This is a genomic window from Planotetraspora silvatica (assembly GCF_016863315.1).
In the GTDB taxonomy this organism is placed as follows: domain Bacteria; phylum Actinomycetota; class Actinomycetes; order Streptosporangiales; family Streptosporangiaceae; genus Planotetraspora; species Planotetraspora silvatica.
Genome location: NZ_BOOQ01000009.1, coordinates 280,152 through 292,364 on the forward strand (window position 1 = coordinate 280,152; position 12,213 = coordinate 292,364).

Genomic DNA, 12,213 nt, shown 5'->3' on the forward strand with positions numbered 1-12,213 from the left:
AGGGGCCTGCTGCGACAGCTCCCACACTACGGCGCGGAGCCTGAGGGCCCGAACAGGTCGCCGTGCTCCTCCACCCGGGCCAGGACCTCCGAGGCCGTGAACACCAGCCGGCCGGGCTCGTCGCACTTTTCGACCTCGTCCCAGAGAAGCGGCGTCGACACGGTGGGGAGACTGTTCGCGCGCATCGAGTAAGGCGCCACCGTGGTCTTGGCCGGGTTGTTCTGGCTCCAGTCGATGAATACGCGGCCGGGGCGGACCTTGCGGGCCATCACGCTCGTCACCAGAGGGTGGGCGCCCTCCAGGCGTTGCGCGAGCCCCTTGGCGTAGTCGGCGGTGCCCGGGCCGCGATCCCAGCGTGCATAGAGCTGCATGCCCTTGTTCCCACTGGTCTTGGGGTGACATTCAAGGCCGTCCCGCTCGAGTTCGTCGCGGAGCAGGACGGCGACCCGGCAGCACTCGACGATCGTGGCCGGGGCCCCGGGGTCGAGATCGAACACGAGCGTGTCGGGCGGCAGCGGATCTCCCTCCACGCCCACCCGCCACATCGGGACGTGGAACTCGATGGCCGCGAGGTTCGCGTAGTAGACCAGCGTCGGCAGATCGTCGACCACCGCGAAGTCGATCTTCTCGCGGTTCATCGTGCTGCCCGGCACGGGAAGCGTGACCTTGCGGACCCACTTCGGGGTGTGGGCGGGGGCGTTCTTCTCGAAGAACGACTGGCGCTCGACTCCGTTGGGGAAACGCTTCACGGTCAGCGGCCGGCCATGGAGATGGGAGAGCATGACCGGGGCGATCCGGGTGTAGTAGTCGATGACCTCGGCCTTGGTGAAGCCGCCTGCGGGGTAGAGCACCTTGGTCAGGTTGCTCAGGGAGAGCTCCCGGCCGTCGACCCGCACCAGCACCTTCTCTGTCACCCCTGCTCCTCTCGCCGTACGTCCGCGGGCACCTTGTCCGCCCTGATGCCGCGCCACACGGGGTGGCGCAGGCGCCCCTCGTGCGTCCACATCGTGAAGGCGACCTCGCCGACGAGCTCGGGCCTGACCCAGCGCGCGTCCCTGCTGATCTCCCGTGGAAGCAGCGCGGAGAAGGCGCTCTGCCTGATTTCGAGGGGTTCCAGCAGCCGATGCACGTCATCCAGCATCGCATCGCTGAACCCGGTGCCGACATGGCCGACGAACAGGAATTCCGACGGCCCCGGCGACGGTCGTCCGTACATGCCGAGGAGCAGCGAGCCGACGCCGCCCGCGCGGCGGCCCTTGCCGGGGCGCCAGCCGCCGATCACGACGTCCGCGGTGTCGAGGTTCTTGACCTTCACCCACCAATCCGTCCGCCGTCCCGGCCGGTACGGCGAGTCGAGCCGCTTGGCCACGACGCCTTCGAGGCCCTGCAGGCGGGTGGCCTCCAGCACGTCGGGGTCGCAGGGAAGGTACGGCGGGGCCTCCAGCCCGAGCGAGTCCAGGAGTTCCCTGCGGTCACGGTAGGGCAGGTCGAACAGCGCGTGGCCGTCCAGATAGAGCAGGTCGAAGGGCATGTAGGTGACGGGCACGAGGGTGAGGAGCCCGGCGGCCGCGGGGTCGGCCACGTGCATGCGCCGCTGGAGCAGCTCGAAGCTGGGCCGTCCGAGGGCGTCGAAGGCGACGACCTCGCCGTCGAGGACGGCGCTGCGGCCCGCGAGGGGGGCGACGACCCGCGCGATCTCGGGGTAACGGGAGGTGCAGTCGGTGCCCTTGCGGCCGGTGGCGCGGACACCGCCGTCGACGTAGACGATCGCCCGGATGCCGTCCCACTTCACCTCCAGGGCGTACGCGGAACGATCGAGGGGGAGGTCGCCGGCGACCGCGAGCATGGGTTCGACCGGATATGGCATTGCCATAGTGGGTACCTGCCCATGAGGTAAGTCCCTTGAATCCCCCCATGGTGGTATTCGAACACAGAGACGAGAATGTGGTTATGCGCAGCATCTGGAAAGGCGCCATCTCGTTCGGACTGGTCACCATCCCAGTGAAGTTGTACTCGGCGACCGAGCAGAAGGACGTCACCTTCCACCAGGTGCATCGGACGGACGGCGGGCGCATCAAGTACCGGCGGGTCTGCACCGTGGACGGCGAGGAGGTGCCGTACGCCGACATCGCCAAGGGATACGAGCTGGCCACGGGCGAGATCGTGGTGCTGACCGACGAGGACTTCGCCGACCTGCCGCTGACCACCTCGCGGCGGATCGACGTGCTGCAGTTCAGCCCCGCCGACCAGATCGACCCCATTTACTTCGCCAAGTCCTACTACCTCGAGCCCGACGCCCAGGGGGCCAAGCCGTACGTGCTGCTGCGCGACGCCCTGGAGCGGTCCGGCCAGGTGGCGATCGTGAAGGTGGCGCTGCGTCAGCGGGAGGCGCTCGCGACGCTCCGGGTCCGTGACGGGATCTTCGTGCTGGAGACGATGCTCTGGCCGGACGAGGTTCGAGAGGTCGAGTTTCCGTTCCTGGAGGAGGACGTCGACATCCGGCCTCAGGAGCTCAAGATGGCCGAGTCCCTGATCGAGACCATGGTCGCCGACTTCGACCCGGGTGAGTATCGGGACGCCTATCGCGAGGCGCTCCAGCAGGTCATCGAGGCCAAGATCGAGGGGAAGGAGGTCGTCGCCGCAGAGGTTCCGTCCGAGACGGGGCCCGCCGTCGACCTGATGGCCGCGCTGCGCGCCAGCGTCGAGGCCGCGAAGAAAGAGCGGGAGGGAGGCCGGGAGGCGCCCGCCGCCAAGAGGAAGGCTCCCGGGAAGGCGTCTGAGAAGGCCGCGGAGAAGGCTGAGGAGAAATCTGAGGAGAAGGCGCCCGCGAAGCGGAGGACCCGCCGCTCGGCCTGAGCCGCTCCGATGTCTCGCCGTCGTGTTGTTTTGTGATGTCTCGCTGTGAGGGCTCCGGTGGAAGTGATCCACCGGAGCCCTCGCCTCTACGCCCCTGGAGAACGGGCTCCAGTTTCCGCTGAGGGGCGGCCCATGAAAGGTCGATGCGTCATGAGGCCTGGTGCCCGTGTCATCCGGGCACTACGGTCTCCCCACTCCTCAGTTCGGGGCGCGGAGCTCATCGCGACGGGCCGCGTGGTCAGCCGACGACGACGTCGGCGTCCGAGTTGCGAACGTTGATGTTGTTCAGCTGGCGGTGCTCGTTGTTGCGCCAGGTGGAGCGGAACCGGTTGTGGCAGCCACGCGACCAGCCGCGGTGGCAGCCGCCGCCACCGCAGCGGCGGTGGCCGCTGCGCCAGAAGCCGCCGCCGCCGCAGCCGCCGCCGCCCCAGCTGGAGACAGTGGTCGCGCTCGCGGTCGTGGTGGTGGTGGCAGCGCCGAGCGCGACGGCCCCACCGGTCAGCGCCGTGCTGATCGCGAGCCCTGCGATGACGTTCTTGTACTTGGGCATTGCGTGTCCCCCTTGAAAGGATTCGATTGCCCTTAATCGGCGCATTTTCCGTCGAAAGAGAAAATGCCCCTGATAGCCCCTAATGGACTATCTTTCCCGCGCTGAGTTAATTGCCGGAAGAGTCGGATCACAAACGACCGGCGAGCGCTTTTGATGGCTTATTGTCTCTTTATAACCGAGCATAGACCATTAATGACGTTTTTGTCACGAAATGTCCGATTCAACGAAGCTGATCGAATGTGCTCCGTCCGTACCGTCCTCTGCGGTGCGTGGAGGCGGGAGGCGGGTGAAACGGCGCGCGGGCCTGAGTGGCCCGCTGGGGCATCGACGCAGCTCCCGCGGTATTCCGGGGACCCGAGCGGCTTCGCTGTGCGCCTGGTCCCTCCTGGGCGGCGGGCGGGCTTTCCGAAGGAGCCCGGCGCGCGAAAAAGCGAGGGCTCCGGTGGATTGGTCATCCACCGGAGCCCTCGCCTTCGTGCCTGAGCTCGGATATTCGATTGAGAACGTTCTATGAGATAGCGGTCCTTAACGGGACCGCGTCATTGAGGCCGACGCTTCACCGCTATGTCGAGAATCGAAATCAGAAGATCCGGGCGAACAGGGCATGCCGCTCGTCGGCTCCCCAACCCTGTCGCCGAAGCTCATTCCGGAGCATGTCCGGACTAGCGTCCCCAGTTGAACCGCTTGCAGTCCTTGTCGAACTCCGAGAAGTGGACGAAGGCGTTGTTGGCACCGACGGTGAAGTTGGTGCAGTCCTCGTCCTGGAAGCGGTTCTCGTGGTCCCAGCCGGTGGTGGCGGCGCTCGCGGAGGTGGCGCCCAGAGCGATGGCACCGCCGGCAAGCGCCGTGCTGATGGCAAGACCGGCCATGACGTTCTTGAGCTTGGGCATTGGGTGTCCCCCTTGAAAGGATCGGTTGCCCTTATTGCGACAATTTCTGAAACGAGAAAGAATGTCGCTGACAGCCCCCTAAGAGGCTATCGTCCTGCGCTGTCTAGATTTCCAGCATTCGGGCCATACAAACGACGATCTGGTGCTTTTAGATGCTTATTGACAGGCTGTGAACGGCCTTAGACTAATAGCGGTGGATATGTCGCATATGTCCGATTCGGATCGCGACGACAGGCGGGGGATTGAGGGGCGGGGGAACGGGCGCGGCGGAGAAGATACGGGCCGAGAGGGCGGGCGCGGTGGAGAAATGGAGGAGGGCTCCGCGGACGATGCCGCGGAGCCCTCGCTCGTTGTCGTGTACGGAATGCACTCCCTGGGCCGTATGACGCGGCCAGGAAGGCGATGCGGACAGAAGGCACCTGGATTGCGGTTCCAGATCCATTGCGGTCACGGACGGCCGTGATGCCCGTCGTGTCCTCTCCTGGTTTTCGTTCTCACCGGCTGACCGAGGTTCATCACAACCGCGATGTCCCCGCCGGTGCGGGACTGACTCACTACTGGACGTGCGTCGGACACCCGGGTTACGGGACGGCGGTGACCGTCACGGTGACGACCGGAGCGGGCGTTCCGTAGTAGTGGCCCTCGGCCTCCGCCTTCGACTTGGAGTCGGTGTCCTGCTTCTGCTGCGGGACGGCCTGGTTGTCCGACTTCTGGAAAGGGGTGATGATCAGCGAGAAGTCACGCAGCAGGTGCTGACGCTGGTGCTGGTGCTCACGCGTGTGCTGGAACTCGTGGTTCCGGTTCCAGTTGCGGTTGTGGTTGCGGTGGCCACGGCCCCAGCCGGAGCCGCCGCAGCCGCCGCCGCAACCCGTGATGGTGGTGGCGCTCGCGGACGTGCTGGTGACAGCAGTTCCGAGGGCGACGGCCCCACCGGTCAGCGCGGTGCTGACAGCGAGGATCCCAACGAGGTTGGCGATCTTGGACATATCTCTTTCCCTTTCATGAGATTGGGCGATCCGTTGCTGCGGCCCGGGCGATGTCAGGGTGCGTGGACGTCAGGGAGATGCCTGTGCCCGCTCAGTGACCGTGGTTCCTGGAACCGCGATGTCAGCGAGCACGGCATTCTCCGCTCAGCGACTCCCGCCCCGGATGAAACCGTGGCGAGCACGCACCCGCACCTCTCAGACCTGGATCAAGACACGACGGGCCTGTATCAGTCCTCGGCTTCAGCCTCGGAGCGCGAGTCGGTGTCCGACTTCTGCCAGGGCGTGGCCTCGTTCTCGGACGACTGGAACGGCGTCACGATCAGCGAGAAGTCGCGCATGAGGTACTGGCGCTGGAACTCGAACTGGCGCGCGTGCTGACGCTGACGGCTGTGGTTCCAGTTGTGGTTGCGGTTGTGGTTGCGCCCCTCGCGGACGCACACCGACTTGTGGCAGACGGGCCGCGAGACCGAAACCGGAGCCGGGGCCGGAGCGGGAACGCCGCCCATGACGACGGACGCGCTCGCGGAGGTGGCGCCGAGGGCGAGTGCCCCGCCCGACAGCGCGACGCTGGCGGCGAGAACGCCCATGATGTTGCTGAGCTTGGACATGTGCTTTTCCCTTTGATGTATGCGTTTCCCCACGCGAAGACGGCTCCACGTCGTTGTGGAATCGCCGCGGCGAGGGAGAAACAGGAGAGTGGGATGCGGGCGCCGAATTGCGGACGGCCTCCGGTGAATGTGCGCCGTGGAAATCCGCTTGACGATCGCGAGTTTTCGAAGATGCCCGTGACCGCCAGGTGTGGCGTCCCCCGGACGGGGTGAGCCTTACGGCGTCGGCGGCCACGGGCACTTCATTCGGTGCTCACGTCCCTGACCATCCGGTCAGGACGCCCGTGAGTCGGCGGCGTATTAGCCGATGACGGGCGGCGCGACCGGAGCGGTCGTGCTCGTGCCGGCGCCCGGGCCGTAGTACTTCTCCTCGGCCTCAGCGTTCGACTTGGAGTCGGTGTCCTGCTTCTGCCACGGGGTGGCGTCGTTGTCGCTCTTCTGGAACGGCGTCACGACCAGGGTGAAGTCGCGCAGCAGGTACTGGCGCTGGTGCTGGTGCTGACGCTCGTGCTGCCACTGGTGGTTCCGGTTCCAGTTGCGGTTGTGGTTCCGGTGGCCACGGCCCCAGCCGCCGCCGCCGCAGCCGCCGCCGCAGCCCATGACGGTGGTGGCGTTCGCGGTGCCGGCGGTGACAGCGGTACCGAGGGCGACGGCCCCGCCGGTCAGCGCGGTGCTGATGGCGAGGACTCCGACGAGGCTCTTGAAGTTGGGCATTTCATTTCCCCCTTGAAAGGACTTACGTCCTATGCGCTGACATTGTCCAAATAGCTTGGAAAATGTTCTTCTGGCGACCCTTAGTGGGTCTTCCCTGCATTGTCTTGTTTTCCGCGTCAGCGGAGCGACAAACGGCGATCGGCGGCTTTTGCCATCTGCTTATCTCTTTATTGACGACGTTGAACCATTTCTGATCATTTTCATCGGAAATGTCATTTATGTCGGATTTAGAATGTCCTAATATGAGCGATATTCACGGCTTTGTTCCCGGTTAATGGCGGCATGCCTGCAGGCCGTCCGGGTATGGGTGCGACCCATGGCAGGGCCGCACGGCAGGGGGCTATCGTCGAAACAGAAGGCGAACAGGGGAGGACGCGTGGGTGTCGAGCCGATTCCGTCGTGGCCGGGAGAGCTCATCGAGATGGGCGATACACGGGTCCACGTGAGATCCACACCCGGGGGCCCCGGAGAGGCCGCGGTGTTCGTCCACGGCCTGGCCGGCTCGGCCACCAACTGGACCGATCTCATGGGCGAACTCGCGGGCGACGTCAGGGGATACGCCCTCGATCTGCCGGGAGCCGGCTATTCGCCCGAGCCCCTGGACGGCGACTACTCGGTGGACGGCCACGCGAGCGTGGTGGCGAAGGTGATCGAGCACGTCGGCAGGCCGGTCCACCTGTTCGGCAACTCCATGGGCGGGGCCGTCTCCGTCCGGGTGGCCGCGACGCGGCCCGACCTCGTCAGGTCGCTGACGCTGATCTCTCCGGCCCTGCCCGACCTGCTGCCCCGGTTCGGCCCGGCCCGCGTGGCCATGTCGGCCGCACCGCGCCTGGGCGAGATCGCGATCAGGAAGCTCAACGGCGTCCCCGTCGATCGGCGCGTCCGGGCGACCCTCAGCTGGTGTTACGCCGACGGGAGCCGGGTCCATCCTCAGCGTCTCCGTGAGGCGGAGGAGGAGTTGCGGCGCCGTGACGGCCTGCCGTACGCGGCGGCGGCGATGGTCGGGTGCGCCCGGGCGATCGTGAACGAGTACTTCCGCGTCGGGCCCGGCAACCTGTGGAGGCAGGCCGCCCAGGTCACGGCCCCCACACTCGTCATCTACGGCCGCCGCGACCGGCTCGTCGACGCCAGGATGGCCCTGCGCGCGGGCCGGGTGTTCCCGGACGTCCGGCTCGTCACGCTCGCGAACGCGGCGCACGTCGCCCAGATGGAGTTCCCCGAGGCCGTCGCCAGGGAGGCGCGCCGGCTCATCGTCGAGACGGCCGCTCCACGGTTGTCCGCCGCGCGATCAGCCTGATTGGGGAATGCGGGATACCCCGGTTAGGTTGTGAGAAGAGCTTGTGATGGGCCCATGGAGCCGAGCGCGACCATTGGCGCGAAAACGGGAGTGGAACTGTGTCGTTGCCACCGCTGGTAGAGCCGGCAGCTGAGCTGACCGTCGACGAGGTGCGCCGCTACTCACGCCACCTGATCATCCCTGACGTGGGCATGGCGGGGCAGAAGCGGCTCAAGAACGCCAAGGTCCTGTGTGTGGGCGCGGGCGGTCTGGGCTCACCCGCCCTGCTGTACCTCGCCGCGGCCGGGGTGGGAACCCTCGGCATCGTCGACTTCGACATCGTGGACGAGTCGAACCTGCAGCGCCAGATCATCCACGGCCAGTCCGACGTCGGCCGCCTCAAGGCGGAGTCGGCCGCGGCCAGCGTCCGCGAGGTCAACCCGAACGTCAACGTGGTGATCCACAACGTCGCCCTCACGACGGACAACGTGATGGACATCTTCTCGGGCTACGACCTGATCGTGGACGGGACGGACAACTTCGCCACCCGCTACATGGTGAACGACGCGGCCGTCCTCCTCGGCAAGCCGTACGTCTGGGGCTCGATCTACCGCTTCGACGGCCAGGCGAGCGTGTTCTGGTCCGAGCACGGCCCCTGCTACCGCTGCCTCTACCCGGAGCCCCCGCCTCCCGGCATGGTGCCGAGCTGCGCCGAGGGCGGCGTCCTCGGGGTGCTGTGCGCCTCGATCGGCTCCATCCAGGTCAACGAGGCCATCAAGATCATCACCGGCATCGGCGACCCTCTCGTCGGCCGCCTGATGATCTATGACGCGCTGGAGATGAAGTACCGCGACGTCAAGGTCCGCAAGGACCCGGAGTGCCCGCTGTGCGGCAAGAACCCCTCGATCACCGAGCTGATCGACTACGAGGCGTTCTGTGGCACGGTCTCCGACGAGGCGCAGCAGGCCGCCGCGGGCTCGACCATCACGGCGGCGGAGCTCAAGGACATGCAGGATCGGGGAGACGACATCTACCTGATCGACGTCCGGGAGCAGAACGAGTACGAGATCGTCAACATCCCCGGCGCCGTGCTGATCCCCAAGGGCGAGTTCCTGAACGGATCCGCGCTGGAGGGCCTGCCGCAGGACAAGAAGATCGTCGTGCACTGCAAGTCGGGCGGCCGCTCCGCGGAGGTCCTGGCGGTTCTCAAGAACGCCGGCTTCGCCGACGCCGTCCACGTCGGCGGCGGCGTCCTGAGCTGGATCAAGACCATCGACCCCAGCCTGCCGACCTACTGACCGGCATTCGCTGATCGGCTGACGTACGGCCGTCGTCCTCGCTGAGCGAGGCGGCGGCCGTACGGGCGTTTCGGGGCGTCGCCGTCACCCTGGGCGGTCAGCCGGGCAGGACCGTCAGTCCACTCGGCGAGACGATCTTCTGCAGGTTCCGCACGTAGTCGGCGAACGCCGAGCGGCCCTGCTCGGTGAGGCTGAACCAGGTCTTGGGCCGCTTGCCGACGTATCCCTTGCGGATGCGCACATATCCGGCGGTCTCCAGGGCGCTCGCGTGCTTGGAGAGCACCGAGTCGCTGATGCCGAGCGTGTCCCGCACGAAACCGAACTCGGCCTCCTCGGCCGCCGCCAGCACCGACACGATCTGCAGCCGGGTGGGGGCGTGGATCACGGGATCGAGCTCCATCACGCCCCTTTCTCGATCTTGCGAGCGATCATCCGGGAGATCCCCCGAGACACCAGGGGACCGGTCGCCGCCACATAGCCCGTCATGACGAGAGCGGCGTACGTCCGAGCGTAGGCGATCTCGTCGGCGTGCCAGCGCAGGGCCAGGATGAGGCAGACGACGAAGCAGGTGGCGAGCCACACCCCGAACACGACGAACCCGCCGCGCGGCAGCAGGCTGCGGTGGGCCGTCATCCGGCGGGTCTTGACGAGCACGGCGACCATGGCGCCGAGCGCCGCGCAGAGCAGGACGGCCACGCCGCCGCTCAGCGGGCCGGGGACGCCGGGTTCGGTCACGATCTGCATCCCGGTCACGAACAGCGAGACGCCGATCACGTACCACGTCGGGAACCAGGGCTGTGATCTCACGGCCCTGGTCTGCGTGTCCCGGATCGTCGCGAGACTCTGTGCGGCTTCGTCGGCGTTCACGGGGGGCTCCTCGGGACGTCGCAGCATTATCTTTCCATCATGGAAAGTACTTTCTGCTTTCCATAGCGTCAAGTACTTTCCGGGGTATTTGGGGAGATAGCCGCCCTTGGTGGGGCTAAGGTCGCTTGGTAAACCCGCAGCGAGGGAGCGGAGACCCCGGTGAGTGAGTGGCGGACCTGGCCGGCTCTCGTGGTCGCCTCCGTGCTCACCCTGGTCTGCGCGGTCGTCGCCGGTGTCGCGGCCAGTTCCGCGGCCGCCGAGTTCACCCGGGGTCCCAGTGCGGCCGAGGTGCGGCAGGCCGCGGCGACCGAGGTCGCGGGCCGCTGGCAGACGTGGCCCGCCGGCCGGATCTTCCCCCCGACCCTCGCGTACACGGGCGAACAGGGCGGCGAGGAGAAGGCCAGCCGGGTCGGCATCTCGTCGAAGACCGACTGCAAGGGCGCCGTCGACGCCACGCTCCAGGCGGCCGTCCGGACCGCTGGATGCAGGGCGATCCTGCGGGCGACGTATCTGGACGCACTCCAGGGCATGGTCGTCACGATCGGTGTCGCGGCCTTTCCCGACGCCCGGTCGGCGGACGCCGCCGAGGCGGCGCTGCCCCAGCAGGGGAAGCCCTCCCCGGGCCTGCGCGCCCTGGCCTTCGACGGCACCGTGACCGACCGGTTCACCGCGGCCGCCCGCCAGGCGGCCACCCTGCGGCAGGCCGGGCCGTACATCGTCCTGACCACAGTTGGCCAGGTCGACGGGCGTCCCGCCCGCGCGCTGGGCAAGCAGCGCCCGGCGATGTTCTCGTTCACGGACGACCTCTCCGAGCGAGTCGCCGACGCTCTCACCGTCCCGTCACCTCTCGAATGCGGGGGCAAGGAGGCGCCGTGCTGAGACGCCTGGCGCTCGGAGTCGTCACGACCCTCACGGCCGCAGCGCTGCTGCTCCCCGGCACGACCGGTACGGCTCTCGCGGACTCGGTCCGTACGAGCCAGCAGTCGGTGTTGCGGACGCTCGACGTCGAGCACGCGTGGAAGGTCACCAAGGGGCGAGGGGTGACGGTCGCCGTCCTCGACTCCGGCGTGGACGCCCGGCATCACGACCTGGCCGGATCGGTGATCACCGGCAAGGACTTCACGGACGGCGCGACGCCGCGCGGAACCGCTGAGGTGCGCCTGCACGGCACCTACATGGCGTCCCTGATCGCGGGCCACGGGCACGGCCCGGGAGCGGCCGACGGAGTCATGGGGGTCGCGCCGCAGGCGAAGATCCTCTCCGTCCGGGTGATCCTCGAGGACGAGGAGGCGGGCTTCCGGAAGTTCAACTCCGACCCGCGGTACGCGGGAGTGGTCGCCAAGGGGATCCGGTACGCCGTGGACCGCGGGGCGGACGTGATCAACCTGTCGATCTCCAAGGACCGGCCCACGGAGGCCGAGCGGGAGGCCATCCGCTACGCGATCTCCAAGGGCGTCGTCCTGGTCGCGGCGGCGGGCAACGACGGCACGGGCAAGCGGACCGCGCCGTACTCCTACCCGGCCGCGATCCCCGGCGTGATCTCAGTGGCCGCCGTGACGCCGGCCCTGATCCGCGCCTCGTTCTCCAACCGGAACTCCTCCGTCCTCGTGGCGGCGCCGGGCGTCGACGTCCTGGGCGCGGGCCCCGGCGACGAGTACTGGGTGGGCCGGGGCACCTCGCAGGCCACCGCGCTGGTCTCGGGAGTGGCGGCGCTGATCAAGTCGCGCCACCCGGCGATGTCCCCCGCTCTCGTGGCCCAGGCGCTGAGCTCGTCGCCGGCCAGGAAGGCGGCCTACAACACGGGAACAGGCTTCGGCGTCGTCGACGCCGCCCGCGCCCTGACCGCCGCGAACACCCTGGCCCGCCACCGGGCCACCGCGTCGGGTCCCGGAGTGCAGGATCCGGCCCGCGCCGTCGGGAAGGGCGCCCACGACACGCCCGTCGCCGTGAAGGTGCGCCGCGATCAGCGGACGATCGCCATCTCCGGCGGCATCGCCCTCGCGGGGCTGGTCAGCGCGGCCGCCAGTCTGATCGTGCTGATCCTCCTCCTCCGCCGGGCACGACGGGAGGAACACGACGATCTCGCCATGTCGCCTCCTCAGCCTCCGGGCCTTCCGACGTAGCATCGAATCATGCCGCCCGAGGAGCCCAGGACACCGCCCGGTGGT

14 protein-coding genes are annotated in these 12,213 nt (G+C 67.7%); 5 read left to right on the top strand and 9 right to left on the bottom strand.

All coding sequences use genetic code 11. The features are described from left to right. Positions 1–26: 26 nt before the first annotated feature. Together ligD (Psi02_RS08985) and ligD (Psi02_RS08990) are read right to left on the bottom strand one after the other, a co-directional pair. The gene (ligD, locus tag Psi02_RS08985) at positions 27–914 is read right to left on the bottom strand and encodes a non-homologous end-joining DNA ligase (RefSeq protein WP_203972976.1); all 888 of its coding nucleotides are present in this window, start codon (positions 912–914) and stop codon (positions 27–29) included. Next, positions 911–1,873: a non-homologous end-joining DNA ligase gene (gene ligD / locus Psi02_RS08990; protein ID WP_203972977.1), complete on the bottom strand. Its 963-nt coding sequence runs from the start codon at positions 1,871–1,873 to the stop codon at positions 911–913. Before ligD (Psi02_RS08990) ends, ligD (Psi02_RS08985) begins: the two co-directional genes overlap by 4 nt. Before the next feature lie 77 nt (positions 1,874–1,950). Between ligD (Psi02_RS08990) and ku the strand changes: the two genes are divergently transcribed. Then, positions 1,951–2,856: a non-homologous end joining protein Ku gene (gene ku / locus Psi02_RS08995; RefSeq protein ID WP_203972978.1), complete on the top strand. Its 906-nt coding sequence runs from the start codon at positions 1,951–1,953 to the stop codon at positions 2,854–2,856. A 238-nt stretch (positions 2,857–3,094) separates the two neighbouring features. Here the strand turns inward: ku and Psi02_RS09000 are convergent, their stop codons facing one another. The 5 genes from Psi02_RS09000 to Psi02_RS09020 all read right to left on the bottom strand — a co-directional run bounded on the left by Psi02_RS09000 (position 3,095) and on the right by Psi02_RS09020 (position 6,604). Continuing rightward, complete coding sequence (locus Psi02_RS09000; RefSeq protein WP_203972979.1) at positions 3,095–3,406, bottom strand: hypothetical protein; 312 nt, start codon at positions 3,404–3,406, stop codon at positions 3,095–3,097. Positions 3,407–4,068: 662 nt separating this feature from the next. Next, a complete protein-coding gene (locus Psi02_RS09005; protein WP_203972980.1) occupies positions 4,069–4,296 on the bottom strand; it encodes a hypothetical protein in 228 nt (75 codons plus the stop codon). 581 nt (positions 4,297–4,877) lie between these two features. After that, positions 4,878–5,282: a hypothetical protein gene (locus Psi02_RS09010; RefSeq protein ID WP_203972981.1), complete on the bottom strand. Its 405-nt coding sequence runs from the start codon at positions 5,280–5,282 to the stop codon at positions 4,878–4,880. 227 nt (positions 5,283–5,509) lie between these two features. Next, on the bottom strand, positions 5,510–5,890 hold the full coding sequence (locus Psi02_RS09015; RefSeq protein ID WP_203972982.1) for a hypothetical protein: 381 nt from the start codon (positions 5,888–5,890) through the stop codon (positions 5,510–5,512). A 300-nt stretch (positions 5,891–6,190) separates the two neighbouring features. Further along, the gene (locus Psi02_RS09020; protein ID WP_203972983.1) at positions 6,191–6,604 is read right to left on the bottom strand and encodes a hypothetical protein; all 414 of its coding nucleotides are present in this window, start codon (positions 6,602–6,604) and stop codon (positions 6,191–6,193) included. Between the two features lie 376 nt (positions 6,605–6,980). Here Psi02_RS09020 and Psi02_RS09025 point away from each other — a divergent pair, with 376 nt between their 5' ends. Both Psi02_RS09025 and moeZ read left to right on the top strand, forming a co-directional pair. Then, complete coding sequence (locus Psi02_RS09025; RefSeq protein ID WP_239094729.1) at positions 6,981–7,901, top strand: alpha/beta fold hydrolase; 921 nt, start codon at positions 6,981–6,983, stop codon at positions 7,899–7,901. A 98-nt stretch (positions 7,902–7,999) separates the two neighbouring features. Beyond that, entirely contained in the window at positions 8,000–9,178 is a 1,179-nt protein-coding gene (gene moeZ / locus Psi02_RS09030) for an adenylyltransferase/sulfurtransferase MoeZ (protein ID WP_203972985.1), read from the top strand. Between the two features lie 97 nt (positions 9,179–9,275). Here moeZ and Psi02_RS09035 read toward each other — a convergent pair whose 3' ends face one another. Together Psi02_RS09035 and Psi02_RS09040 are read right to left on the bottom strand one after the other, a co-directional pair. Further along, the gene (locus Psi02_RS09035) at positions 9,276–9,578 is read right to left on the bottom strand and encodes a winged helix-turn-helix domain-containing protein (protein ID WP_203953641.1); all 303 of its coding nucleotides are present in this window, start codon (positions 9,576–9,578) and stop codon (positions 9,276–9,278) included. Then, on the bottom strand, positions 9,578–10,045 hold the full coding sequence (locus tag Psi02_RS09040) for a hypothetical protein (protein WP_203972986.1): 468 nt from the start codon (positions 10,043–10,045) through the stop codon (positions 9,578–9,580). Before Psi02_RS09040 ends, Psi02_RS09035 begins: the two co-directional genes overlap by 1 nt. Before the next feature lie 159 nt (positions 10,046–10,204). Here Psi02_RS09040 and Psi02_RS09045 point away from each other — a divergent pair, with 159 nt between their 5' ends. Next, positions 10,205–10,924 (top strand): hypothetical protein, encoded by a 720-nt coding sequence (locus Psi02_RS09045; RefSeq protein ID WP_239094730.1) that lies wholly within the window; start codon positions 10,205–10,207, stop codon positions 10,922–10,924. Next, a complete protein-coding gene (locus Psi02_RS09050) occupies positions 10,918–12,168 on the top strand; it encodes a S8 family serine peptidase (RefSeq protein ID WP_239094731.1) in 1,251 nt (416 codons plus the stop codon). Before Psi02_RS09045 ends, Psi02_RS09050 begins: the two co-directional genes overlap by 7 nt. The last annotated feature ends 45 nt before the right edge of the window (positions 12,169–12,213 follow it).

What these genes read in the sequence shown, in the direction of transcription:
- ku (WP_203972978.1), top strand. Translation starts at nt 1,951, where the DNA reads ATGCGCAGCATCTGGAAAGGCGCCATCTCGTTCGGACTGGTCACCATC.
- ligD (WP_203972977.1), bottom strand. Translation starts at nt 1,873, where the DNA reads ATGGCAATGCCATATCCGGTCGAACCCATGCTCGCGGTCGCCGGCGAC.
- Psi02_RS09015 (WP_203972982.1), bottom strand. Translation starts at nt 5,890, where the DNA reads ATGTCCAAGCTCAGCAACATCATGGGCGTTCTCGCCGCCAGCGTCGCG.
- Psi02_RS09035 (WP_203953641.1), bottom strand. Translation starts at nt 9,578, where the DNA reads ATGGAGCTCGATCCCGTGATCCACGCCCCCACCCGGCTGCAGATCGTG.
- Psi02_RS09005 (WP_203972980.1), bottom strand. Translation starts at nt 4,296, where the DNA reads ATGCCCAAGCTCAAGAACGTCATGGCCGGTCTTGCCATCAGCACGGCG.
- Psi02_RS09020 (WP_203972983.1), bottom strand. Translation starts at nt 6,604, where the DNA reads ATGCCCAACTTCAAGAGCCTCGTCGGAGTCCTCGCCATCAGCACCGCG.
- Psi02_RS09000 (WP_203972979.1), bottom strand. Translation starts at nt 3,406, where the DNA reads ATGCCCAAGTACAAGAACGTCATCGCAGGGCTCGCGATCAGCACGGCG.
- Psi02_RS09010 (WP_203972981.1), bottom strand. Translation starts at nt 5,282, where the DNA reads ATGTCCAAGATCGCCAACCTCGTTGGGATCCTCGCTGTCAGCACCGCG.